At 42.8% G+C, this 25,936-nt stretch carries 18 protein-coding genes; 4 read left to right on the forward strand and 14 right to left on the reverse strand.

Features of this window, described 5'->3' with window-relative positions:
* The first annotated feature begins 529 nt into the window (after window positions 1-529).
* From QUA20_RS14445 to QUA20_RS14455, 3 genes are all read left to right on the forward strand, one after another.
* On the forward strand, window positions 530-3,235 hold the full coding sequence (locus QUA20_RS14445) for a tetratricopeptide repeat protein (RefSeq protein ID WP_333189494.1): 2,706 nt from the start codon (window positions 530-532) through the stop codon (window positions 3,233-3,235).
* Window positions 3,236-3,328: 93 nt separating this feature from the next.
* Complete coding sequence (locus QUA20_RS14450) at window positions 3,329-3,589, forward strand: DUF4214 domain-containing protein (protein WP_333189495.1); 261 nt, start codon at window positions 3,329-3,331, stop codon at window positions 3,587-3,589.
* Between the two features lie 10 nt (window positions 3,590-3,599).
* On the forward strand, window positions 3,600-4,553 hold the full coding sequence (locus QUA20_RS14455) for a DUF4214 domain-containing protein (RefSeq protein ID WP_333189496.1): 954 nt from the start codon (window positions 3,600-3,602) through the stop codon (window positions 4,551-4,553).
* Window positions 4,554-4,610: 57 nt separating this feature from the next.
* Here QUA20_RS14455 and QUA20_RS14460 read toward each other — a convergent pair whose 3' ends face one another.
* From QUA20_RS14460 to QUA20_RS14485, 6 genes are all read right to left on the reverse strand, one after another.
* Window positions 4,611-5,816 (reverse strand): glycosyltransferase, encoded by a 1,206-nt coding sequence (locus tag QUA20_RS14460; protein WP_333189497.1) that lies wholly within the window; start codon window positions 5,814-5,816, stop codon window positions 4,611-4,613.
* Between the two features lie 47 nt (window positions 5,817-5,863).
* Entirely contained in the window at window positions 5,864-7,117 is a 1,254-nt protein-coding gene (locus tag QUA20_RS14465) for a glycosyltransferase (protein WP_333189498.1), read from the reverse strand.
* 67 nt (window positions 7,118-7,184) lie between these two features.
* Window positions 7,185-8,441 carry a glycosyltransferase gene (locus QUA20_RS14470; RefSeq protein ID WP_333189499.1) on the reverse strand — a complete coding sequence of 419 codons (1,257 nt, stop codon included), beginning with the start codon at window positions 8,439-8,441 and terminating at the stop codon, window positions 7,185-7,187.
* Window positions 8,442-8,497: 56 nt separating this feature from the next.
* Complete coding sequence (locus tag QUA20_RS14475) at window positions 8,498-9,358, reverse strand: methyltransferase domain-containing protein (RefSeq protein WP_333189500.1); 861 nt, start codon at window positions 9,356-9,358, stop codon at window positions 8,498-8,500.
* Between the two features lie 15 nt (window positions 9,359-9,373).
* Window positions 9,374-11,455, reverse strand: a complete 2,082-nt coding sequence (locus QUA20_RS14480) for a glycosyltransferase (protein ID WP_333189501.1) — start codon at window positions 11,453-11,455, stop codon at window positions 9,374-9,376.
* A 177-nt stretch (window positions 11,456-11,632) separates the two neighbouring features.
* Window positions 11,633-14,575, reverse strand: a complete 2,943-nt coding sequence (locus QUA20_RS14485; protein WP_333189502.1) for a hypothetical protein — start codon at window positions 14,573-14,575, stop codon at window positions 11,633-11,635.
* A 376-nt stretch (window positions 14,576-14,951) separates the two neighbouring features.
* On the opposite strand from QUA20_RS14485, the gene QUA20_RS14490 reads away from it, so the two are divergent.
* On the forward strand, window positions 14,952-18,044 hold the full coding sequence (locus tag QUA20_RS14490; protein WP_333189503.1) for a tetratricopeptide repeat protein: 3,093 nt from the start codon (window positions 14,952-14,954) through the stop codon (window positions 18,042-18,044).
* A 57-nt stretch (window positions 18,045-18,101) separates the two neighbouring features.
* On the opposite strand, the gene QUA20_RS14495 is transcribed toward QUA20_RS14490, so the two are convergent.
* The 8 genes from QUA20_RS14495 to QUA20_RS14530 all read right to left on the reverse strand — a co-directional run bounded on the left by QUA20_RS14495 (window position 18,102) and on the right by QUA20_RS14530 (window position 25,664).
* Entirely contained in the window at window positions 18,102-18,866 is a 765-nt protein-coding gene (locus tag QUA20_RS14495) for a CmcI family methyltransferase (RefSeq protein ID WP_333189504.1), read from the reverse strand.
* Between the two features lie 3 nt (window positions 18,867-18,869).
* Window positions 18,870-19,946, reverse strand: coding sequence for a class I SAM-dependent methyltransferase (locus tag QUA20_RS14500; RefSeq protein ID WP_333189505.1), 1,077 nt, complete (start codon window positions 19,944-19,946; stop codon window positions 18,870-18,872).
* 143 nt (window positions 19,947-20,089) lie between these two features.
* Window positions 20,090-21,016: an NAD(P)-dependent oxidoreductase gene (locus tag QUA20_RS14505; RefSeq protein WP_333189506.1), complete on the reverse strand. Its 927-nt coding sequence runs from the start codon at window positions 21,014-21,016 to the stop codon at window positions 20,090-20,092.
* Window positions 21,013-21,546 carry a dTDP-4-dehydrorhamnose 3,5-epimerase gene (gene rfbC, locus QUA20_RS14510; protein ID WP_333189507.1) on the reverse strand — a complete coding sequence of 178 codons (534 nt, stop codon included), beginning with the start codon at window positions 21,544-21,546 and terminating at the stop codon, window positions 21,013-21,015. Before rfbC ends, QUA20_RS14505 begins: the two co-directional genes overlap by 4 nt.
* Window positions 21,543-22,775: a class I SAM-dependent methyltransferase gene (locus tag QUA20_RS14515; RefSeq protein ID WP_333189508.1), complete on the reverse strand. Its 1,233-nt coding sequence runs from the start codon at window positions 22,773-22,775 to the stop codon at window positions 21,543-21,545. Before QUA20_RS14515 ends, rfbC begins: the two co-directional genes overlap by 4 nt.
* A 67-nt stretch (window positions 22,776-22,842) precedes the next feature.
* On the reverse strand, window positions 22,843-23,841 hold the full coding sequence (locus QUA20_RS14520; RefSeq protein ID WP_333189509.1) for a GDP-mannose 4,6-dehydratase: 999 nt from the start codon (window positions 23,839-23,841) through the stop codon (window positions 22,843-22,845).
* Window positions 23,838-24,614 carry a glucose-1-phosphate cytidylyltransferase gene (gene rfbF, locus QUA20_RS14525; RefSeq protein WP_333189510.1) on the reverse strand — a complete coding sequence of 259 codons (777 nt, stop codon included), beginning with the start codon at window positions 24,612-24,614 and terminating at the stop codon, window positions 23,838-23,840. The genes QUA20_RS14520 and rfbF overlap by 4 nt, the downstream gene beginning before the upstream one ends.
* A gap of 90 nt (window positions 24,615-24,704) precedes the next feature.
* A complete protein-coding gene (locus tag QUA20_RS14530; protein WP_333189511.1) occupies window positions 24,705-25,664 on the reverse strand; it encodes a GDP-mannose 4,6-dehydratase in 960 nt (319 codons plus the stop codon).
* Between the last annotated feature and the right edge of the window lie 272 nt (window positions 25,665-25,936).

A 25,936-nucleotide genomic window follows, 5' to 3' on the forward strand; every position in this document is an offset into this window, starting at 1 on the left:
TGGCTCATGTTTTTGGGGATAAAATTCCATTATAATTTAAGAGCGCTCTATCAACCATTTCTTTTTGGGAGATGTCTTTTGGGTTCGATCGCACATCTTTCACCAGGCTCAAAAACAGGCTTTCGGGCCTGTGAAGCGAAGAGTGAATTTCTTTCTTGTGGGCCGTTGCTCCTAGCCCGCCGATAAAAAGCCTGTAGAAAAGGGTGCAATCTTCCTTACCCAATCGACAAGAAAGCATCCCACAAGCAAGCACCGGCAGTGTTTACTTTTCTTTACAAAACGGGCGATCGACCCGAAGGTACAAAAGTCTGGACTGGCGCGCAAATCTCCCTGAAACCGTACTGATTCTTACATATTTAGCCGTAAAATCAAAAAATCAGCCGACAATCCCGGTTCCTCGCCAGCACCGAGAGTCAAAAAAATTAAGAATTGGGGGAACAAGCCCGCTACTCTTAGTGTCAAACGCGAGTATAATTGTGAAACGTTTTGACTACCCTATTTAATTCCTGCCTCTGGAGCCGCCGCCCATATGCCATCAACAGTGAGTACAGAATCAACAGCGGTTCAATTTAACCAACAGGGAGAAATATACTTATCCCAAGGAAAATTAGAAGAAGCGATCGCCTCCTGCGAGCAAGCTTTGAAAATTCACCCCAATTTTGCACCGGCTTACAAGACTTTGGGCAACGCGCTGCAAGCTCAAGGCAGGATGGAAGAGGCGCGGCACTGGTACGCTAAAGCGATTGAAATAGAACCGAATTTTGCGGAAGTATACGCGAATTTGGGCAGCCTTGGCGCGCAGCAGCAAAAATGGCAGGAGGCGATCGGATTTTATCAAAAGGCGATCGCGATTAAGCCGAATTTCGCGGGAGTGTACCGGAATTTAGCAAAAGTATTCGGACAAATTAGCAAACCGGAAGAAGCCCAGCAGTGCTGGTATCAAGCATTTAGTTTGGAACCGGAAAAAGTAGCGCCTGTGGAACACTTGAATATGGGCGACGCTTTTTTTCGGCAGGAAAAATTCCCCGAAGCGATCGCTTGTTACGATCGCGCCATAAAATTAAATCCTAATGTGGCGACTCCTTACCAAAATTTGGGCGAAGCGCTCAAAAAACAAGGCAAGTTAGAGGAAGCGACAGCATATTATCGCAAAGCTATTGAACTCAACGCAGCTAATGCGAGAAACGGCAGCGAGGGACAGCAAACTTTGGCGGGTGCAACTGCCACAAACGGTGCAGTTAAGCAGCAGCAGCCCGCAGCAACCGCAGTTAAGCCGCCAGTGCAGCCGCCAGTTAAGCCGCCAGTTCAGCAGGCAGTTAATTCTACAATTAATATAGAAGATCCAGAAGCATACAAAATACTGGCAGAAGGCTATTTTGCTCAGGGCAAATTGGAACAGGCGATCGCAGCTTGCAAGAAGGCGCTGCAAATTAAGCCGGAAGCGCCGCTTTACAAAATGCTGGGCAACGCCCTGCAAGCTGGCGGCAAAATTGATGAAGCTAAAAGTTGCTATGTCAAAGCAATAGAAATTAACCCAAATTTTGCCGAAGCTTATGCTAATTACGGCAGCATTTGCGCGCAGCAAGAACAGTGGCAGCAAGCGGTTTCTGCTTACGAAAAGGCGATCGCCCTGAAACCGGATTTTGCCGGTGCTTTCCGCAATTTTGCGAAACTTTTGACGCAGTTAGGCAAATCGGAGGAGGCGGCTGAGGCTTGGTATCGGGCATATGCGATCGACCCCAAGTCGGGCACCGCTGAGGAACACGAAAATTTAGCCAAAACTTTGATCGAGCAAGGTAAGGTAGATAAGGGAATTGAGTGTTACCGGCGCGCGGTGGCATTGAACCCAAATGCTGGCGCAGCTTATCACGAATTGGGCGAAATTCTCAGAAATCAAGAACAGTGGGAAGCGGCGGTAGATGCTTACAGCAACGCTATTAGAAATAATCCCGAACTTTCTTGGTCGCACAACAATTTAGCTGAGTCGCTGGTTAAGTTGGAAAGGTTGGAAGAAGCTGTAAATGCTTACCGCAAGGCGATCGAATTAAATCCAGATTTTAGCTGGTCTCACAACAATTTAGCTGATGTGTTGCTGAAGTTGGAACGGTGGGAAGAATCTGTAGAGTCTTACCGGAAAGCAACAGAATTAAATCCAGATTTCAGTTGGTCGCACAACTATTTAGCTGACGCGCTGATTAAACTGGGAAGGTGGGAAGAGGCAATTTCGGCTTACCAAAGGTCGATCGAACTCAATCCGGACCATTTTTGGGCGCACAACAATTTAGCAGAAGCGCTGGTGAATTTGGAACGGTGGGATGAGGCGGTTGTTGCGTACCGGCGTGCTAACGAAATCAATCCGAATTTCTTCTGGTCGCAGAGCAAGTTAGGCGACGTGTTGCTAGAAATGGAAAGGTGGGAGGAAGCGATCGATGTTTACAGGCGCGCGGCAGAGTTGAATCGTGATTTTCCTTGGACTTATTACAACATGGGAACGGCTTTTGAGAAGCTGGAACGGTGGGATGAGTCGATCGCCGCTTACCGCCATGCTGTGCAAATTCAGGCGGATTTGCCGTGGATTTCGCAAAAGTTGGCTGATGCTTTGAGGATGCGATCGCAGTGGGATTTGAAGGAGGCGATGCGTTTGTACGGGCGGGCGATTCAGGAGAATCGTGATGACGTGCAGTTGTATCACAAGGCGCTGGAGATTGCGCCGAATGATGCTGACCTTTATGTTGGGTTGGCTGATGCTTTGGTGCGGAAGAATTGGCCGGATGGGGCGATCGTCTTTTATCAGATGGCGTTGCAGGTAAATCCCGAATGCGGTGAGGCGCAATTGCAGTTGGGGTTGATATTCGCGCAAAAGAATGATACAGAGCGGGCGATCGCTTGTTACCGCCGCGCTATTGAGGTTCAACCAAATGAGTATAAACCTTACCAATTGTTAGGCGATGCTTTGAGTGCAAAAGGTCAGCGGGAGGAAGCGATGAACTGTTACCGCCGCGCGATCGAGTTAAAACCTGACGATCCGTATATCCACAATAATTTAGGGGATATGCTGCGACATCAAGGAGATTTGGAGGGAGCGATCGCTTGTTACCGCCGTGCCATAGAACTTAAGTCAGATTTCTCTTGGTTCCACTATAATTTAGGGGAAGTATTGACCAAAAAAGGGCGAATAGATGAAGCAAGTTCTTGTTACCGTCACGCCTTAGAGTTAGAACCCAAGATTTTCTAATTTAGATTGCGATGTGGTCTACATTTCGTAGTGTAATGTCGCATAATCAATATTATTACCCTACAAAAGTCAATCGAAATTAGAGAAACCCAAATGACACCGGAAGAAGCTCAGCGTCTAGAATCAAATATCCAAAAGACTTTCTCTATTCATGCTAAAAGCGACAAGAGTTATCTCTGGATGGCCTATTGGGTAATTTTTGAGCGGGAAGCTGACCCTGAAGGAGTAGAAGGTTGGTTAAACGATATCAAGGCAGGTTTGAATCGAGCTGATATCATCAAAAAGATGATTGAGTCAAGTGAATTTCAAAAACGCCTTTCAGGTGTAACAAGCTTAGAAGCCAGTCCAAATTAGAGGGAGATCCATGAAACCGGAACAAGAAAAACGTCTGCAAGAAAGTATCCAAAATACTTTATCCGCTCATGCTAAGAGCGACAAAAGTTATCTCTGGATGGCATATTGGGTAATCTTTGAGCGGGAAGCAGATCCTGATGGGCTGGAAGGTTGGTTAAACGAACTAAATACAGGTGCGTCTCGAGCTACTGTTATAAAAAAAATGGTTGAGGCGCATGAATTTCAACAAAAGCTGACAGGTGAAGAAGGTGGCAATCATGGCTTTACTGAAGAAAATATCAACTCTATGTTGGACAATAAACTTCATAGTGCTCGCATGAAAATGGTTAGAACCCTTCTACCGCCTGCTAATGCGATATTAGATTTGGGAGGTTATTCTGCATCAGATAAAAGAGGAGCTCTATTACAGCTCGGCTATCCTCATCTTCCAGAAAATTTATATATTAGAGATTTTCCGCCAGACAAAATGATGTTTCCAGGGCCAGATTGGCCAAGAAAAGTTAAGCACCAAAATTGCAATATTGAATATGTTTATGGAAGCATGACAGACTTAAGCTGCTTTCAAGAAAATAGTTTTGACTTAGTTTGGTCCGGAGAGTCAATCGAACACATCACCACAGAAGAAGCAGAAAAACTATTGGACCAAGTTTATAAATTATTAAAGTCTGGTGGTAAGTTGGCTCTTGACACTCCTAATAGGAAAGCTACCAAGCTACAGTTTCCCAATAATTATATTCATCCTGAACACAAGCTAGAATACTATTTCGATGATTTGTGCAAGCTTTTGGAGAAGCATAATTTCAAAATAGTGGAGACGAAGGGTATTATTGATCTCTCACAATCGATTGAAACTTCAAGCCAGGAAACTCTCAACCATGAATTTCTTCACAGCCAACTTTTAAATGATAATCCCGATAATTCTTATTGTTTCTACATTTGCTGTATGCGAGCGGAAGATTTGTAGGCTAATTTATCAGAAGACGCATAATAAATAATCCCTGATGCCAGCCAGTTGCTAATATCAAAATTGAAGCCTTGCTCTGTCTAGTTCTCTCTGAGATTGCAGCGCCGCTTGCTTCCACGCTTGAGCTTGCGATTCAACCAACTTTTTCTCTTCTATTGCCCTCATAATATATTCCAGGCGATGTCTAATTTTTTGACCAATAAGCTCTGGATTGAATAAAGACCTAATCTCCTTAGCTGCTCTCGCTCCTACTTCCTGTGCTTCCGAATAATTTTTAAAAACATACTGCATGAGCCAAGTTGTATGATCGATATCCGGCTCAGCCCAGATACTACCTTTTGGGTAAAGTCCATAAGCTTCAGTAGTTGCCACTAGATCGTATTTCACCAAAAAACTATTGCCGACATTCATAAAATCGGTATTTGATGAATAAGCGGTAGCTATGACTGGCTTGCCGTAATACATTGCCTCCGCCATAGTCAAACCAAAACCCTCAGCCCGATGTAGCGATACATAGCAGTTACAATTATCTACTAAGCCATGAACCTCTTCCTTGCTCAAATGCCCTTCGATAAGTTGAATAGATGGCCAGTCTTCTGTCATTGCTTTTAGTTGATCGTACTGATTTTGATAGTAAGGATGAGGTCGAAACTTAATAATCAGTAAAACATCTTCATTAGACTGACCAAAAGCTTTTTTAAACGCCTCAATGGTAGCAAAAGGATTTTTTCGCTCAAAACCGCTACCCATGTCGAACATGAACAGGAAAATAAATTTTTCTTTAGGTAGTCCTAAAGATTCTCTCCCCAACTCGTTGGGCGCTAAATAAATGCTAGGTGGTAATTTGACAACGGGAAGAGGCGATACATCTGAAATCGTTTGGGCAGTATAATTACTGTAAGTCCACACCTCATCAAATCGATTAAAAGCTCCTCTGAAAAAATCAGGAAATACCGGAAGTTCCCAAATCCAAAAACCAATATTATAGCGATTATTAAAATATTCCGGGTCGATCAAATTCAACAAGGACTCGTGAGGGTTGGTATGGACAATATTAATGGGATAAGAATGATCGCTGGAAAAATTGGTGTATGTAGAATCTAAGTTGCGTTGCGAATTTTCTTTCATATCCTTAATGGTGAAAGGAATGTTAGCTGCTTCGAGCGCTCTGATAGTCCCTCGCACACCCCCGCCCAAGCCAAACTCGCCACTCACATGACCGATAATATTAACTCCAAACTTAAAACTTGTGTTGTTGGACATAACTGAACTCCTCATAAGAAATATCTACAGTAAAGCAAATAAATTTTTCAAGTCTTAGCAAACCGTTGGTATTGCGCTAGCTCCGATTGAATTTGCTGTGTTGTCTGCCGCCAAACTTGGATTTGAGAATGAGCCAAAGCCGTCTCTTTCTGAATTTGATGGATGCCTGTTGACCAGTTTGTAGATTGGTTCATTCTGTTTCTAATTATTTCCAACCGATTTTTAATTTTGATGCCTTGAAGTTGAGGACTCAGTAAAGACTTGATTTCCTGAGCAGCTCTCGCTCCTACTTGTTGTGCTTCCTGGGGATTTTCAACAACATACTGCATTAAGGATGCTGCATGATCGATATGGGGATCTGCCCAGTAATTTCCTTTAAAGTAAGGCCCATAATCTTCGGTCAGCGTCACTATGTCATATTTTACTGGAAAACTATTGCCGACATTCATAAATTCCATATTAGATGAGTAACCAGTCGCGATTACGGGTTTGCCGTAGTACATCGCTTCCGCCATTGTCAAACCAAAACCTTCGGCCCGGTGCAGGGAAACATAGCAGTCGCAATTGGCGACTAAAGCATGAAGTTCTTCTCTCTTTAAATGCCCATCTATAAAGTGAACTGGCCAGCCCTCAGCTTGCGCTTTGAGTTTGTCTCGCTCTTGGGGGAAAAAGTTGCCATTAGAAAACTTGAGTACCAGTAAGACATCTTCATTCGATTGAGCAAAAGCTCGCTTAAATGCCTCCAAAGTAGCAAAGGGATTTTTGCGGCCTATTGTACTGTGGAAGTCAAACATGAACAAAAAAATAAATTTATCTTGGGGTAATCCTAATGCTTCTCTCTCAAATGACGGTTCGGGAAATTCAAGGCTGGACATCATCTTAATCACAGGGACGGGGGATACGGGCGCGATCGCTTCAGCGCAGTAATTGCTATAAGTCCATATCTCGTCAAATAAAGAAAAAGCGTACAGCCACCCTGATGGAAATATCGGCAGTTCCCAAGCCCAGAAGCCAATATTGTATCGACCTTTAAAGCATTCGCGATCGACCATGTTGAAAACCATGGGTTCTGGCAGAGTGTGGATCAGGTTAATGGGATAGGGATTTTGCTCGGAAAAACTTGTGTAGCTGCTATCTAAATTTCGATGCCAATGTACCTTAATATCTTTCAGTGCAAACGGAATGCCAGCAGCTTCTATCGCTCTGAGAGTGGCCCTAGAACCTTCTCCCAGACCATATTCACCGCTCAGGTGTCCGATAAAATTGATGCCGAAATTAGAATCTATTGTTTGATTTAACATGGTTCGTCTTTTACTTAAGAAATATTGCGAATAAATGCTTGATAATTCAGCGCTATTATCGTTTAAATTAAGAGTATTTTGCTAACTCTTTCTGTACCTGTAATGCTGTCTGCCTCCAAGCTTGGGCTTGACGAGCCAATAGATCTCTTTCTGTCTGAAGTTCATGGAACCGATTTGACAATTGGGTATGATTTAGATGTGCCATGATAAATCCAAGGCGATTTTTTATTTTTATACCTACAGCTTGAGGATTTAATAAAGACCTGATTTCCTTGGCTGCTATTTTTCCTGTTTTCTGAGCTTCCTGATAATTCTCAAATACTGACTGCATGAGAGACGCAGCATGAGCAATATCTGGTTCCGCCCAGACACTGCCTTGGGGGTAAGCTCCATAATCTTCAGTTGTTGTCACCAGTTCATATTTAACCGGAAAACTATTGCCAACATTCATAAATTCCATATTAGATGAATAGGCTGTGGCGATTACTGGTTTGCCGTAGTACATGGCTTCCGACATTGTTAAACCGAATCCTTCAGCCCGATGCAGAGACACATAACAGTCACAACTATTAACCAAGCCGTGAATCTCTTCTTTTTGCAAATGTCCGTCTATAAACTGAAGAGATGACCAACCCTCAGCTAAATCAATCAGTTCCTGTCGCCGTTGCGGAAAAAGATGAGCATTAGCAAACTTGAGAACGAGTAAAACATCTTGATTAGATTTACCAAAAGCTCGTTTAAATGCCTCAACAGTGGCAAAGGGATTTTTCCGTTCAAAGGAACTGCCAAAGTCAAACATGAATAGAAAAATAAACTTATCTTTGGGTAAGTTGAGGTTTTCTCTTGTTAATAATGGTTGCGGGAAGGCGAGGCTAACAGGAATTTTGAGTACAGGAACTTGGGAGACGGCAGAAAACGCTTCTGCACAAAAGTTACTGGTAGTCCAAATTTCATCAAATAAATCAAATGCCCACTGCCACTCAGAGGGAAATACTGGCAGTTCCCATAACCAGACACCTATATTGTATTTCCCTTTGAAATATTCAGAACCAATGCCGGGAAAGTATCCTGCTAAAATCTGCTCAACCCAATTGGGGTTGGTTTGGATAATGTTGATTGGATATGGGTTGTCATCGGAAAAATTTTTGTAGCTGGTATCGGAGTTTGGTAGCCAATCTATTTTTAGATCCTTAACTGCAAAGGGAATTCTGGCTGCTTCTAAGGCTCTGAGATTCCCTCTAGCGGCTTCCGCTAGCCCAAAATCACCGGTTATATGACCGGTTAAATTAACACCCAAAGAATTATTTAGTTGATGATTTAACATTGGTCTTGTTTTTTGCTGGGTAGAAATGTCTAAATAGGATTGAAAAACGATTTAATCTATGAAGCCTTTTGAATGAGCAGCCCCAAGGATGTTGTGACATATTGTTCTAACTGAAGCTTTAAGTGTATTGCCGACCAGGGGGGTACGTCTATGTGACGATCGAATGGCCCGCTTCCGGCGTTGTAGTTGAGGACTATTTCGTGTCCTTCGCTTGTCAAATCTGCAGCGAGTCCGTCGATGTCCTGCCGTCGAAACAGTACAGTCTGTTGGTTGTCGATCGTCGCGTCATTAGAAAAAACGTTGAATTCGGTGGTGTGTACTGCTATTCCGCCCGGACGCAGGCACTTAAGGCTGTTTTTTACGAATTGCAGACCCAGTTCGATCGAACCGACGTGTTCGAGGGCGCAAGACGAATAGACAAAATCGAAGCCTACCAAATCCGGATCTATTTTGTTCATGTCCGCGATCCGGTACTTTACCAGTGCCGCAAAGCGATCACGCGGGCAGATACCACGATCGTTAAGCGCTTCGAGCGTTGCTGCGTGTTGACCCGAACCAGCCCAGCCCTGCTTTGTAGCCTCTTCTAGATCGAGGTCTGTAGCGACTATCTCGCAGCCGCGCTGGGCCATTACCGCGACCAGGGGTTCCTTGCCGACACCAAAACCCAGCCCACGCTTGCCTGGTGACATCATTCCTGTCTCAGATAGGGCCTGGAGGATATAGCCGTACTCCCACAGCTTGCGGTGGAAGACAGGCGGGTGAGGCAGACGAGTCTCTTGACACCAGTAAACAAAGGCATCTGAGCGACACTGCGCCTCAGTAGCCATTTGCGAAACGGGATTAGTGAGGCTCGGCTCATCGTTGATAATAACTGGCTGCTGATTGATGCCAGTAGTCGCAGCGTTTTTTTTAATCATAAATAGCAGCGAGCCCTAACTTGAATGGAGTTCTGAGTTTTCTGTAGTTCTCTCTTTCCGCTTCTCTCTCAAATTCAATGCGGTTTGATAAAGTTCCATATCTTGGCTATTGATAGCTGCTAGCTTAGCTAGCAGATTCTTATCACTCAAGACATTGTTAACATAACCGTGATACCCGGGGTATCTATTTTTGTTATGCCAACCAATTTCTACCTCTGGCAAACCTAGCATCTCTCTCAGGTCACTTAGGTCATCGCGGAAAAATTCTTGGATGCCGACAAAGTAAAAATCACTTAGCTTCATTCCCAGAACGCACCTCGACATCAAGTTCTGGGTTGCTGGTAGCTCAGCAAATTCCAGCAGACTCGGCTTGGTTTGACTGACATATTTCTGAAATTCATCCTCAGTAACGTCACTCCGCATACTAATAGAATCACAATACCAGGAAATTAAGCGAGTAATGGGATGCCTTAACCAAATTATCGAGGGAACGGAATGCAAAAAACATCCTTTGTACTTTACAGCAGGAAAATAGCCGTGAATTATTCTAGTTTCTCTATTAATCCCACCTTGTTGCACGATAGTAGCTAAAGACCTATTTTTGTATTCTTTAACTAATTTATCGCTACCATAAACTTGTTCTAAAATCTTGCCAAACGTTACGCCTGCTGTTTTTGGTATGTGTACGGAAATCAATTTTACTTCCGAAGCTAAGGGCAAAAGTCCTTCCTCCACAAGCTTCCACAAAGCCTCAAATTCAGGTGAATCCCGCATTTCACAGAGGAATTGCTGACGTGTGAAGGTGCCATCATGTAAAACTTGGATGTAGGTTTCTTTGCCTTCGCGGTCGGGATCGCGTTTTAGATAGGCGTGATAAGCTACTTCCAGAAAATCTCCATCATTGAGGCTCTCAGTTTCTTGCAAAAATTCTGCATCGTTGATTAGGGGGAGTTGAAATTGAGATTGCTCTAATTGCCTGCGAATCCCAATTTTCATAATATGTTGCAGGCGACTTCTAATTGTGCTGCCAACAGTCTGCGGACTCAGTATAGACTTAATCTCCCTAGCTGCTCTGGCTCCTACTTGCTCAGCTTCTTGATAATTGTGAAAAACATACTGCATTAAGGAGGCCGCATGGTCAATATCAGGCTCGGCCCAGACACTACCTTTTGGGTAAGGCCCATAATCTTCCGTAGTTGTAACTAGGTCATATTTCACCAAAAAACTATTCCCTACATTCATAAATTCAACATTTGAGGAGTATGCAGTAGCGATCGTAGGTTTTCCGTAAAACATCGCTTCAGCCATGGTCAAGCCAAAACCCTCTGAACGATGCAGCGACACATAACAATCACAACAGTTAACTAAGGAATGAATTTCTTCTTTTTTTAAATCTACCTCTATAAACTTAATAGATGACCATTCTTTTGCCGAACTCAAAAGTTGCTCTTGCTGCTCTTTAAACTGTGGATGCGGTCGGAACTTAATCACCAATAGCACATCATTATTTAGTTTATCAAAAGCTCGTTGAAATGCCTCTACTGTAGCTATTGGATTTTTTCTTTCAAATATGCTTCCCAAGTCGAACATGAACAAAAAAATAAATTTATTTTCGGGTAATCCTAAAGCTTCTCTCCCCAATGATGATTGTGGCAGATAAATGCTAGGTGCTACTTTTAGAACTGGAATAGACGATACCTTAGCAATGGCTTCAGCCGTGTAATGGCTATAAGTCCATATTTCATCAAATAAATCAAAAGCACCTTGCCAAAAATAGGGAAATGTTGGCAGTTCCCAAGCCCAAAATCCTATATTGTATCTACCCTGAAAGTATTCAGAACCAATTTGCTCCATATGGACTGGATTAGGATTGGCATGAACGATGTTGATTGGATAGGGATTACTTTCAGAAAAATCTGTGTATGTATAATCTAAGTTCCGCTGCGAACTTTCTTTAATATCCTTGAGTGCGAAGGGAATCCCTGCTGCTTCTATTGCTCTAATGGTACCTCTCATGCCTTCGCCCAGACCAAATTCACCTGTCACGTGACCTACAAGATTGACACCAAAAGTATAACTTACTGTTTGATTGAACATAGTCAATTTTATCCTCCTGATAATTGTGAATACAATTTAAGTTTGAAATTGAAAACCTACTGTTTTTATCGTCACATTCAGGAACGAACGATTGATTGCTCGGTGAGGACAGTGTTCTAAGTTGATCGACGAACGTCAGATTTAGATGTGCGATCGCACGTTGCTAGCAATCTCAGTCTAGTGCATAGGAATTACACTCTTGCCATTATGAAGACCGCGACGCATCAATTCCTTCCATTCCGCTGAGTTAATCAGGGAGTTGGTATCAAGGTGATACCCCTTTTCTGAACTGAACTGGGCAAAACTCTCTAACCATTTTAATACTGTTTCTGTTGCGGAGAAAGGGGTACACTTTAATGATTCCTTTAGAAAGTGAGCCATAGCTTTCATATCACCATTGTGATGAGCGTGCCAAGCCTCCCACACCAGCAGTTTGTAATCCAACTGGAGTCGTAAGTCAGAATCTCCAACCCTACCTCCCTGAAACTGTAGTCTTTCCCCTTCAGCCTGAGTCTGGTGCAGTTGAGACTGAGATTGCTGCAATTCAGCCTGAGTCTGGTGCAGTTGAGACTGAGATTGCTGCAATTCAGCCTGAGTCTGGTGCAGTTGAGACTGGGATTGCTCCAATTCAGCCTGAGCCTGGTGCAGTTGAGACTGAAATAGTTGCCCTTCAACCTGAGCCTGGTGCAGTTGAGACTGAAATAGTTGCCTTTCAACCTGAGTCTGGTGCAGTTGAGATTGGGATTGCTCCAATTCTTCCTGAGTCTGATGCAGTTGAGACTGAAATTGTTCCAATTCCGCCTGAGTCTGGTGCAGTTGAGACTGAGCTTGCTCCAACTCTTCCTGAGTTTGGTGCAGTTGAGACTGGGATAGTTCCAATTCCGCCTGAGTCTGGTGTAGTTGAGACTGGGATTGTTCCAACTCTTCCTGAGTCTGGTGTAGTTGAGACTGAGATTGTTCCAACTCTTCCTGAGTCTGGTGTAGTTGAGACTGGGATTGTTCCAACTCTTCCTGAGTCTGGTGTAGTTGAGACTGAGATTGTTCCAACTCTTCCTGAGTCTGGTGCAGTTGAGACTGAGATTGTTCCAACTCTTCCTGAGTCTGGTGCAGTTGAGACTGAGATTGTTCCAATTCCGCCTGAGTCTGGTGCAGTTGAGACTGGGATAGTTCCAATTCCGCCTGAGTCTGGTGGTGTTGAGACTGAGATTGTGCCAATTCCGCCTGAGTCTGGTGCAGATCCAACTGAGAGTTTACCAATACTGCTTGAGTCTGGTGGTGTTGAGACTGAGATTGTGCCAATTCCGTCTGAGTCTGGTGGTGTTGAGACTGAGATTGTGCCAATTCACCCTGAGTCTGGTGCAGTTGAGACTGAGATTGCTCCAATTCACCCTGAGTCTGGTGCAGTTGAGACTGAGATTGTGCCAATTCACCCTGAGTCTGGTGCAGTTGCAACTGCGATTGTGCCAATTGACTCTGTGCATGATGCAATTGCGACTGAGATTGCTCCAATTCACCCTGAATCTGGTGCAGTTGCAACTGCGATTGTGCCAATTGACTCTGTTCTTGATGCAATTGCGACTGAGACTGTTCACTAAGTTGCAGAAGCTGGTGGAATCCACCTAATTCATTCCTACGCTTTGCTCGCAAGTTCAGAGCCTGTTGATACAGTTCCATATCGAGACTATTGCTCTGTGCTAACTTCTTGACAATTTCGTTATCATCTAATATTTTTCGTAATTGAATATCATACTCAGGAAATGTATTAGCATTAGTAAAAAAAACGCTAACATCACTCCACCCCATCATCGTTTTTAAGTCTTCTAAGTCTGACTGGAAAAACTCCTGAATTCCGACAAAGTAAAAATTACTCAACTGATTTTTCCCAATATAGTTAGCTACTATATTTCGCACCGCAGGAAGATTGGCAAACTCTACGATTCCCAAGACATCCATATTGCGTGGAATACCAACCTTTTCCATCCGCCAAAAAAAGTAATTTGATATTAATCGAATTACAGGGTTTCTCAACCAGATTACTTTTTTAGCATTATGAAAATAGCCTTTGTACTTGTCTAAGGCAAAGTGACCATGAATAACTTTAATGTTTGCTGGTAAAGCAGATGGTTTAATTTGACTTTCGGGAACATTCTCATTATCCCTGAAAACAGCTTCACGACCATAAACATGACTTAAAACTTGATAAAATGTTGTTCCTGCTGTTTTTGGTACATGAACCGATATTATTTCCACCTTCGCCTGAGTTTGATACTCTGGCTGGTTGTATTGCTCTAAATCTGTGTGAGTAGGGTGTAATTGCGCCTTGTCTTGATCCAATTCCACCCGATTTTCATAGGGCCTATTGTAAAACAGAGGGGTAGGATCGATATTTAAGTCTAAATGAAAATCGTTGGAAACCTTACAAAGCTCTATAACAGCGATTGCATTTGCAAAGGGGAAAGGATGGTTGTACTCTACATTACTAAGTTCTATCTCTTCTCTTTCTTCCCAAAGCATTTTGACGCTATCCTTTGTTGGATCTCTATCAGTTAATCTTAAAAAACTTGTACGGATGGCTTCTTGAGGAATTCCATATTTTTTTAATAGTGCCAGATACTGCGCGCTGAACTGAATGTACCATCCTCCATCAGTAAGGACTCCAAAGGGAACTGTAATCACTGCTTTTCCCTCAATAGCAAGCAAATCGTAGATCTTCGCGATTGCCTTCAGTGGAGCTTCCCGATCGCCAATTTCTGTAGACTCACCGTAAGCACCGCACGGATCAAGTCCCTGACCTATATGTTCTACGGTAGAGATTGAAACTATAGCATCATATTTTTCCTCGGATTCAAGAGTCATTAAATCTTCGTTATCCACACCTATATCTCTTTCAAATTTGTCTATAATTCTTCTTTTAATAACCCCCATCTTTTCGCCGAGTGAGCTTTCATAGCGCGAAAGTACGTTCCCCACTTCTAGAACACGGTTTGAATTTGGGAGATTAATCAGAAAGTTAAACCCAATCGAAACTTCAACCGCTCTTTCCGACGGATTGTTATACGGTATGCGATTGTAATATAACTCTTTTCCTTTAAATAAAAATGTTTTTTTCCAGTTAGTCATTTTAGTCCATCCTTAACGGCAATTAGTTCAACCACAATAATACCTATATACCTCTATGAATTTTGTTGAAACAAATGTTTTTATGTAACATATTTCATCTACTATCATCTGCACGACTTGGTGCATTTTGTACTTCGTCCCTCTCCTAATTTTTCCTTGTTATTGGCTAGATTGCTTCGACCGAAGGCAAGTTGCGTCAGTGTGGACAGACTGGTAGCGATCGCAAAATGTTCCCCATGTCAAACGTAAATCCTCAATTCAGTATTTTACTGTGTTTGACTAGGGTCAGGTCAGTCCAGTGAGTTCTTGTCTTGCTCGCACACTTCAGTTAAAATCAACTACGTTGCAAGTTTATCACAAGTGGCAGTTATTCAAAATGAATGCAGAGAAAACGGCTGTAACCCATATCCACGAAGGGGATCATTTTCTAGAGTCAGGCAATTTAGATGAAGCGATCGCGGCTTACCGCCATGCGATTGAGTTAAATCCTGACATTTCTTGGTCTTACCACCACTTAGGGGAAGCCCTGACTCAGCAAGGCAAGCTGGAGGAAGCGATTGCAGCTTACCGTCGCGCTATAGAACTCAACCCGGATTTCTCTTGGTCTTACCACCATTTAGGAGATGCTCTAGCTCAGCAACTGCAACCAGAGGAGGCCGCAGCCGCTTTCCGTAAAGCCATTGAACTCAATCCGCAACATTTTGGTTCTTACTGCGGCTTAGGCGAGAGCTTAGCTAAACTGGGTCAGCTAGATGAAGCGATCGCGAGTTACCGGCAAGCGAGCAATCTGAACCCAGAGGCGGACTGGGTTCACAATAAGTTGGGGGAGGTCCTGCAGCAGCGAACTAAATTGGACTTGGAGGGGGCGATCGCATCGTACTTTAGAGCCATTGAGCTAAATCCAGATCATACGGAATCTTACTATAAATTATTGGAACTTAAACCCGAGAGCTTTGAAGTTTACTGGCAGCTAGGAAAGACATTAGTAAAACTTGAGATGTGGGAAAAGGCGATTGACTGCTATCGTCTTGCTTGTGAACTAAATCCAAATTCTTATGAGTCTTATCAACAGTTAGGACAAACTTTATATCGTTGGACGCAGATCAAGTTAGAACTTTTACGCTCCCATCCAGATACGGGAAAAATCCTGCTCCAAAAACGCCAGAAAGATGCGTGTGAAATGGATCTGCCTCAAATCAACGATGAAGCTTTTTTACAAGCTGCTGACTCCCTCACCGAGTCAAATTTTGTGCAAGAAGTTTACCGCGCCTATTTGAAGCGCGAACCCCAGGCGAATGAGAAAGAAACATATTCCAAAAATCTCCAGGATGGTGCGATATCCCGCCAGATTATCCTCAGTTCATTCCGAAGTTCACAGGAGTTTGGGTACGTTTTAACTAAGTATCCGTATATCGAAAACGAGATAGCTTGTCGCTGGCGCGAGTTAGAAATTAGCCATGAATACTTAGCAGAGGAAATTGCTTGCTATCAACGAGCTATCTCCCTGAATCCAGAGTCATATATACTTTACTACTACTTAGGTGAAGCGCTAACAAGGCAAGGCAAATCTACTGATGCAATCGCTGCTTACCAAAAAGCTGTACAGGTTGGGATGTTTTTTGCTAAAAACAATAGGCTAGAAGAAGCCCTTTCTTGCTACCGAAAAACTATAGAAATTATCCCTGAAAAAACGAATATTTACTCTGAGTTAGTAATAAGTTTGTTAAAACAGGGACTACTAGATGAGGTACTTGCTTGCTCCTCAGAGGCGCTCAACACATCAATTAATAGTGCTGTGACTTATCATCATAACTTATCGATACTCATGGCACAACAAGGTCTGATAGACGAGGCTATAGTTTGTCTTCAAAAAACACCACAGATTCCAGTCGATAGTGATGGGAATGTTTGCGATCAGATATGGAATGAATTGAATCAACTCAACCCACTCAATGAAACTAATATTGATTGCCACGCAGAAATCAAACCAAAAGCAGCCGAGGAATATTTCAGGCTAACAAGCAGATACAAAATCATTACACATACATTAGAAAATTCTAATGATAAGAAATATCTGGAAAAAATGGGGCTGTCGCTAGCGAATGTGCAACTAATAGCACAAGACAATTTTCTCTTGCAAGAAATTTACATCAAGAGTTTTGCCGATCATCCAAAACATCTGCATCAGCCCATGAGACTAACTTTGCCGTATCAGCAAGTTCTCGTAGAAACTGGTTACGTTTATGCAGTTTGTCCTTTCAGTGGCAAGATTATTAGGTCTAATCAATCATTCGTTATCAATCATCAAGAAGTGGGACACCACGATTTGCAAGGTTTTCTTTATCGCTTTGTAGGAAGGGAAATATTTTATTTGATGACAGGCTGCCCAAACGGTGAAAAATTGTTAATTTATATACCAAGATTAGAGCTAATTATTCATCTAAATCCAGTGTTAGTTGGTTTCGCGCGCTCTGTAGAAAGTATCAATAAGTTCAAGAGTTATATGGTGAGCTGTTGGCAGCAAGTTCTACAATATATATCAACAGAAGCTAAACAAGTAGTCGATGTTATAGGTTTAGGCTTCAATATAGGACATTATTTGTGGCAAGACTTAGCAGGTATTCATGTTCTCATAGAGAATGAAATCCAGCATAAACTTGATAAAATCCTGACTGGGCCTGGGGACTACTTCAATTGTCGAGAAGTTTTCCCGGAAATTCCTGCTAACAAGTTCATTGAAGTTGAAAATGTTTGGGATCTTTTTAAAACTATATTAGATAATAATTATGTTGCTTTCAGGGCAAATGGTATATTTATTAAGGAGCAATTAGTAAAGAGAGTATGCCATGTTTCCCTCAAAAATTGTTCTCAAGATTTTTTGACAGAAGTAAAACAAGCTAAGAAACATTTTCCACTTTTGGGTGTCCAAATTCGCACCAGTAGTAGGGTATGGTTAGGTCAAGCAGAAGGAATAGCAAATATCATCAAAAGCCTATCTTCAGATTTTCCAAATTTGGGAGTTGTGTTTGATGGGTGGTCTCTAACAGGAAAAGAGAACTCTCTAAGTACGAGTTGGTCTATAATTGAAAAGGAGAAAGCCATAATGGAAGAAATACTTGCTCTTATCCCTCCTACTATCAATACATACAGTGCAATCGGTGCTACCACTTTTGAAACAGTTGTTTGGTGGACTCAAGCTATAGAGGTAGGTATAACTAGCTTGGGCGCTGGTATGACTTTTTCATCATGGATAGCCAATCATCCGAATATTGTCGTTCACGCATCTACCTTTATGATGAATACCTTTGGCAATCACCTAAGCCATGCGACTTTTAGAGAAAACTTAAAAGCGCAAGTATTAGTTCCTAACGAAAATATTACTGATGGTATTAATAACAACTATGATTGCGATTGGCGGTTTATTTATAATCAGATAGTTAAATTCTTAAATCAGATGGAAATTCGTTGATGTGTTTTTTTCACAAGTTAGTGTGAGCAAGGTACTCACACTATGAATAGACCAGATTTAAGTACGCTTTAACCATGCTCCAGGCCAGTGAGTCACATTGTCTGTCAAATCGCTCTCGCTAAACGGCCATTTAGGTTGCTCCAGCACAAACTCAGGATGCAGCTCCGCAAACTCAGCCGCGGCGGCAGTAGGATGATCCCAAGTCCATTCAGGATTTCCCCTCGGCACATCATACAAATCCTTCATAATCCCATCGGTGGCAATTATATAGGAGCCTGGTGTTACAAAACTACAATAAGCCTCTAACTCGTCAGCAACGTGCTGTTTTGTGTGACACGAGTCAAGAATCACCAAGACAGTCTCCCCTAGAGTTACTAGTTTTTTCACCTGCTCTAGAATACTGATATCTGTAGAACTGCCTTCCACTAAAGTAATGAACGATGACAGTTCATGTTCCTCTATAGCCTGGCGATTGTGGGGGCGAATTTCAATATCAACTCCTACAACCCTACCCTTGCCTATTGCTTTAAAAAGGCTAGCATAATAAATCAGCGAGCCACCGTGAGCCACCCCGGTTTCAATAATTACATCCGGTTTAACCTGATAGATAACTTCCTGAATGCGAATCAAATCTTCAGGGAGTTGCAGCAAAGGGCGACCAAACCAACTAAATGTGTAAGAATATTTCTGATTCCATCCAACTTTAACCCACTGAAGCGATATCAGTTCAAAAGCTTCTTTTGTGTAAAGGTCTAATACCTGCTTCTGGTGATCAATCTCACAAGTTAGTGTTTTTTCAGCCGTATCAATTGTCAATTTCATAACTTACTCCACTAATAGGTCAATGTTTAAATTGGATGCCTTTAATAATACTAGGTTTTCTTGATAATAATTCGGGTTCATCAAGATAGCAGTTGTAATTTCTCGAATGGCTATATCCTGATAGCTGACAATCGGGTGAGCAGTCCCAGGGATATATTTACCTTGTTTATTAGGGTTCAGGTCAATAATGCAGTCAATCCATTTACGATCTGGATCGATAGTATTAGCAAAAGTTACACCTTTAGCTCCAGCCCCCCAAAGAGCCACTTTTCCATGGCTAGCTAATTCTTGAATCTTAATTTCCCACTTGCCGATCAGTTCTCGTTCTGATCTAGCAAACTGGTTAGCTAAAATTGAAATGAATGCTGGTTTTTTAGTAACCGCAGGTTTTTGGGTCGGAATCGTAGCTTCTAACCATAGATATTGCCCTTCAAATATATGCTCTACGCTCTCAACCTGAAAACCAGATACTTCAAAAGCCGTCGCTAGAGACTGTGCCGTAAAGTAGGAACAGTGTTCGTAGAAAAAATCCCATATTACTTGATTGCGGAGTATCCACTCGACGCAAGGCGTTTCAAAGAAAACGCGAGCTTGAGGAGAATGAACCAAAGCTTGTCGGACAGAAAAGAGTAAGCTCAAAGGATCGGGAATATGTTCGATCGCGTGACGACAAACAACTACATCAGCATGAATATTAGCACACTCTGAGTCATAGTAACGCTTCTCAAACTTCAGGCGACCGTCAAAAACAGTTTCTGCCCCGACATAACTTGGGTCAAATCCATAACCAGTATTTCCCCATTCCTCTGATTCTACTAGCTTTCTTAAAAATGAACCCTTGCCACAGCCAACTTCTACAACCGAGCAATTTTGAACGTTTTTATCATAGATTAGAGAGCGCGCAAGTTCGCAAATATAACTCTCAAAAGATGGCGAATAAGTCTGGGTATTATCATACTCCTTTCCATAGCTTAACTTGGCACCATCAAAATCCTGATTAAAAATAAATCCACAGTCTTCACAAACTGCTAGAGTTAGATTGCCGCGATTTATTTGTCTAGCAGATATTATATCTGCCATCACTAAGTTTTGGTGGACGGGTACGCTACCTCGAACCAAAAAGGGGGCTATTAAGTTAGAATTGCAAACAGGGCATCTCTGCATACTTAAGATCCATTTACGGCGAAATATTTATAGTTTTTTGTATCTGTTAGCATCACTTTTTACTCAATTTTTAATCCTGTATAATTTGAATTATTCCACCAGATTATAGCTTGCCTTAATCCCATTTCCAAATTAAATTTGGGCAGCCAGCCTACCTCATTCGATAAACGAGTCACATCAGCCACTAACAAAGGCGCTTCTTTCGCGGCAGACGCAATAGCACCTAACTGCACTAAATCTGATCGCCCGATTAGAGCTGCTATTTTATAAACAACATCTTTAATGGCGATCGGCTGTCCCGATCCAATATTAACAGGACCCGTCACCTCACTCTCTAACAGAGCCACAAAAGCATCAGCAACATCCTGTACATACAGAAAATCCCGGATTTGATTACCGTGAGAGCAGCGAGCAGCCTCTCCCTTTAACAGAGAAAGAATCACTGAAGAAACCAGCCGATTTGGGTACTCGTAATCACCGTAGGGAAAGAAAATACGTCCCCAAGCACTGCTGAGACTTGTCGTCTCGGAATAGGAGTTCACTATCTCCTGCAAAGCTTTTTTACAGATACCGTAGGGAGTATCTGGATTTCTCGGCGTTACAACTTCCGAGCAATAACCATACTTCCAATCATACTCGGCGCAGGTTCCACCCATCACTACTCGCTCGCCACCTTGCTCTCGAAATTGCCTCAATAATTCCAAACTTGCCTGCACCCACAAAAAGTTATCTTCAGATTTCCAATATTGGCCGGGTACAGTATAACACCAGGCAAAGTGCAACAAATGTGTTGGCTTTACTTGACAAACTACCTCTTTAATGAATGTATGATCTAACAAATTTGCCAGATGCCATGTACAGTCAGAACTTAAAGTCGGCAAAGTCTTAGAAGCGACAGCGTGAACCTCGAACCCGTGTTCCACCAGCGTGTTGATCGAGTGTCTGCCAACAAAACCCCCTGCCCCCGTAACCAGGACTTTTTTCATAGCACAAAATCGGGGAAATTGCTATCTTTTTCCGAAATTACGCGCTGAGATATCTCCGGCCAATCAATACTAAAAGTTGGATCATCCCACCGCACTCCCCTGGCTAATTCAGAATAATAAAATTCCGACATCTGGTAAAAAACCTCCGTATTATCTGCCAAAGTTTGACAGCCATGAGCCGTACCTTCAGGAATATATATCATCTTGCGATTTTCGGAGTTTAGCTCTATCGCAAACCACTCTTTAAAAGTAGGCGAGTTTGGACGCAAATCTATGATTACATCATAAATTCCGCCTTTTACACATCTAACTAACTTTGCTTCTTCGCGCGGTTTTGCCTGATAGTGCATCCCCCGCAAAGTACCTTTTTTCAGGTTAAAAGAAATATTGCATTGCACTAAATTAGGATTCAATCCATGTTCTGCAAACTCCTTTTGACACCAACTGCGGGCAAAAAATCCCCTGTCATCTGCTAGGGGCTCTACCTCAATAACATAAGCTCCCTTAAGCTTCGTTTCAGTAAACTTCATCCTATTACCTCGACTTGAGGAATCAACACCACAAACTTACCTCCCCACTCGCCGATATAATCCATCTGACTTACTATCTCATCCTTGATGTTCCAAGGCAAGATAGCCAAATAATCCGGTTTAGTCTCCCGAATTTTATCTGGATGATATATCGGAATCTGAGTTCCCGGCAAAAACAAACCCTGCTTGTGCGGGCTTAAATCCACCGTATAATCAATCAAATCCGTGCGGATACCGCAATAGTTCAACAGCGTATTAGCCTTCGCCGGCGCACCGTAGCCCGCAATTGATTTGCCCTGGTTTTTGGCATCAATTAGGAAACTGAGCATTTGGCGCTTCGTAGACATAACCTGTTCGCAAAATCCTACATAAATTTCAATCTGATTTAGCCCTGCTTGCACTTCCTTAGCTTTCAGTTGGGAAATGCGATCGCCAACTGCTATACTATCAAAATCCTCATGCCTCCCGTAAATCCGCAGAGAACCGCCGTGCGTAGGTAATTCCTCCACATCAAACAAAGTTAAACCGTGACTTGCAAAAACTTTCTCAACCGTCAACAGCGAAAAATAAGAGAAATGCTCGTGGTAAATCGTGTCAAACAGCTTGTGTTGAATTAATTGCAATACATGAGGAAACTCCATTGTCAATATGCCATTGGGTTTCAGGATAATTTTCATCCCCGCCACAAAATCATTCAAGTCAGGCACATGAGCCAACACATTATTGCCCAGCAACAAATCTGCCTGTTTGCCTTGTGAAACCAACTCTTTAGCCGTTTCCACTCCAAAAAACTTGACTAAAGTTGGAACCCCTTTTCCCTCAGCCACCTTAGCTACATTTGCAGCAGGTTCAACCCCCAATACAGGAATTCCTTTCTGCTGAAAATACTGGAGTAAGTAGCCATCATTGCTAGCGAGTTCAATTACCTGACTGGTTTCGTCAAATCCAAAGCGCTCCACCATCAAACCAGTGTAATTCTTGGCGTGGCGCAGCCAAGAGTCTGAATAGGAAGAAAAATAAGCATAATCGCTAAAGATGCTATCCGGGGATTCAAACTCTTCTAACTGCACTAAAAAACAATTAGCACAGACATAAGTATGAAGCGGATAGAATTTCTCTGCACAATTCAGATGCTCTTGAGATAGAAAAGCATTCGCCAGCGGCGACATCCCCAGATTTACAAAAGTATGCTCCAATGGGTGACTGCAAAAACGACATTTAGATGGCACAGAATTATACCCCTTGACTATCAAATAAGAGAAATAAAATTAAAACCTGAGTCACAGAAACCCTCAATCACACGCTGATGACACAGGTGTTTTCCTCTTTCAAAAAGTTTTCATACCATTCAATTGTTTCTTTCAACCCTTCTTCTAGAGGATACTTAGACTCCCAACCGAGCATTTTTCGCGCCTTATCTGCCGAGAGATACTGATGTTTGATTTCATTCTTAGCACGATTCAATACGACAGGCTCTAAATGAGTCTTGTCCATCAATTCCAAAACCTTATCTACCATTCCCCGCACTGAAATTTGCAATTCGTTGCTGAAATTAAATGCCTCTCCCAAAATTTCTTTCCTGTCCATTTGTTCGGCCAAATGGAGATAAGCTAAAACCCCATCTTTCGCATAGAAATAGTCCCGGATAAAAGTGCCATCACTGCGGATGACTACCGGCTTGTCTCGTAAGGCCGAGCGAATTGTAGATGGAACTATCCGATTAAAATTCAAGTCTCCGCCGCCGTAAAAGTTCCCACAGCGAGTAATGCAAACCGGCAAACCATAGGTAACATAATAAGTCCGACTGATTAAATCAGCACAGCTTTTAGAAACATCATAAGGGTGTTCTCCTTGCAGCGGAGTTGTTTCGCTGTAAGGCAACACTAGCTGGTCTCCATAGGCTTTATCGCTGGATGCTATGACAATTCGACTCACACCTCCAACCCGGCGACAAGCTTCTAGAATATTCCAAGTGCCTTTAATATTCGTTTCAAAAGTTGCCAACGGCTCTCTATTTGCAACTCCCACAATGGTCTGAGCTGCTAAATGAAACACCGTATCTACTTCATACTCATTAATCGCTCGTTCTACCGTCGGCAAATCTTCGACACAACCGCGAACGGTATTAATTTGCCGGTACCACTCTCCAGCATAAAGTCGAGATTGGGGTACCAAGTCACGGACTAATCCCGTTACCAAGGCTCCTCTTTCCAGCAACTCAGCTACTAACCAGTTACCCAAAAGGCCAGTGCAACCTGTCACCAATACCGATCTATCGCGCCAAAATTCACTCATTCCCACACCCTCCAAGGAGCCTCTCCATTATCCCAAAGTTCGTTCAAATATTTATACTCGCGGTAAGTATCCATCGCAAAAAAGAAACCTTCGTGGCGGTACGCCATCAATTGTCCCTGGGCCGCTAACCGCTCTAGTGGCTCTCGCTCAAAAAAACAATCATCCCCGCTCAAAGCCTCAAATATGCTGCGGTGAAGTACCAAAAATCCTGCACTAGCCCAGCCATCTATTTGAGGTTTTTCCGTAAATTCCAGAACTTTGCCTTGGTTGTCCACATCTAAAATACCATATCTCGATATCGGACGAACTGTACTAACAGTTGCCAGCTTACCATGAGCCTTATGAAAATTCACCAAAGCTCCTATATCGATATCAGCAACTCCATCACCGTATGTCACCATAAAGGTATCATCAGTAATGTATTTCTCCACACGTTTCACCCGCCCCCCAGTCATAGTGTCCGAGCCAGTTTCTGCCAGTGTCACCTTAAAATCTTGTTCTTTGTGATCATCGTGATAAGTAATGCAATTCTGGCGGCCCAAGCAAATAGTAAAGTCATTATTCATGGCTTCATAATTCAGGAAATACTCCTTAATCATGTTGCCGCGATAGCCCAAACATACAATAAAGTCCCGGAAACCGTAATGGGCATATGTCTTCATAATGTGCCATAGTATCGGATGCCCGCCCACATCAACTAAGGGCTTGGGACGAAATTCTGTTTCTTCTCGGAGACGTGTCCCCAAACCGCCGGCTAATATAACTACTTGCATTGTTTCACATCTTGAAAAGGGTACACAACCGCTGATAATTCACAACAGGTATTTATTGCAAACAAAGAGCTATATTTTCTGAAAAAATCCTCACACCTTACCCATCCTCGCTTCCACCATCATCCGCACCACATCGGGCATTTTATATTTTGCCTCCCAGCCCAATTTTTCTTTTGCCTTACCCGGATTTCCCCTCCCTACAGCAATCTCCGTCGGTCTGTAAAGACTCGCATCGGTTACTAAATGTTCCTGCCAATCCAAACCCGCAGAAACAAACGCTGTCTGCACAAACTCCTCCAAAGGATAACTTACACCTGTGGCAATTACATAATCGTCCGGTTCTTCCTGCTGCAACATCAAATACATCGCCTCCACATATTCCGGCGCCCAACCCCAGTCCCGCTGCACTGAAATATTTCCCAAATGCAGTTTTTCGGAACTGCCCGCAGCAATTCGGCACACAACAGATACAATCTTTTGGGTAACAAACCTCTCCGGCCGAAGCGAGGACTCGTGATTGAACAGGATACCAGAACATGCAAACAAATTGTAAGCTTCCCGATAATTCGCTACTTCCCAAAATGCCGTTGCTTTCGCTACCGCGTAAGGACTTCTGGGGCGAAAAGGCGTATTTTCATCCGCTGCACTGCCTCCGGTATCCCCAAAACATTCGCTAGAACTGGCATTGTAAAGTTTAATTTTTCCGCCTGTAAACCGAATTGCTTCTAACAGATTCAGTGTGCCTGTGGCAATGCTTTCGAGGGTTTCTACTGGTTGTTCAAAAGACAGACCGACGGAACTTTGACCTGCTAGATTGTACACTTCGTCGGGCTGAATTTTCGCTAGTACCTGCAAGACGCTGCGAAAATCGTTGAGAGACATGGATTCTAGTTTCACTCTGTCTCGGATGCCCAAACGGGCCAGGTTTCCGAAACTAGACATTTGGGCATCCCTGGAGGTGCCGCAAACTTCATAACCTCGATCGAGCAACAGTTTAGCTAAATAAGCTCCATCCTGACCTGATATACCGCTAATTAACGCTTTTTTCATATCACATTTTGTTTTCAACACTGTACCGTAGCTGTTGCTATTTTTTCAGGTTTTTAACTTTTATAGTCGGAATTTTTATTTTTTTAATATTTGGGATTTTCCTAGAACTTAACCAAAGCAATTTTAAGCGCTTACTACAAACAAACAACTAATTTATCATCAAGCAGACCCGAAAGCCCGATCGAAGTATTATTGCAAAAAGTTTGATCGATAGCTGGGAGTAGCAGCATACGGATATCGGCCGCAGGACACGGCACTGCCGTGTCCCTACG

The organism is Microcoleus sp. Pol7_A1, assembly GCF_036701085.1.
Lineage (GTDB): Bacteria > Cyanobacteriota > Cyanobacteriia > Cyanobacteriales > Microcoleaceae > Microcoleus > Microcoleus asticus.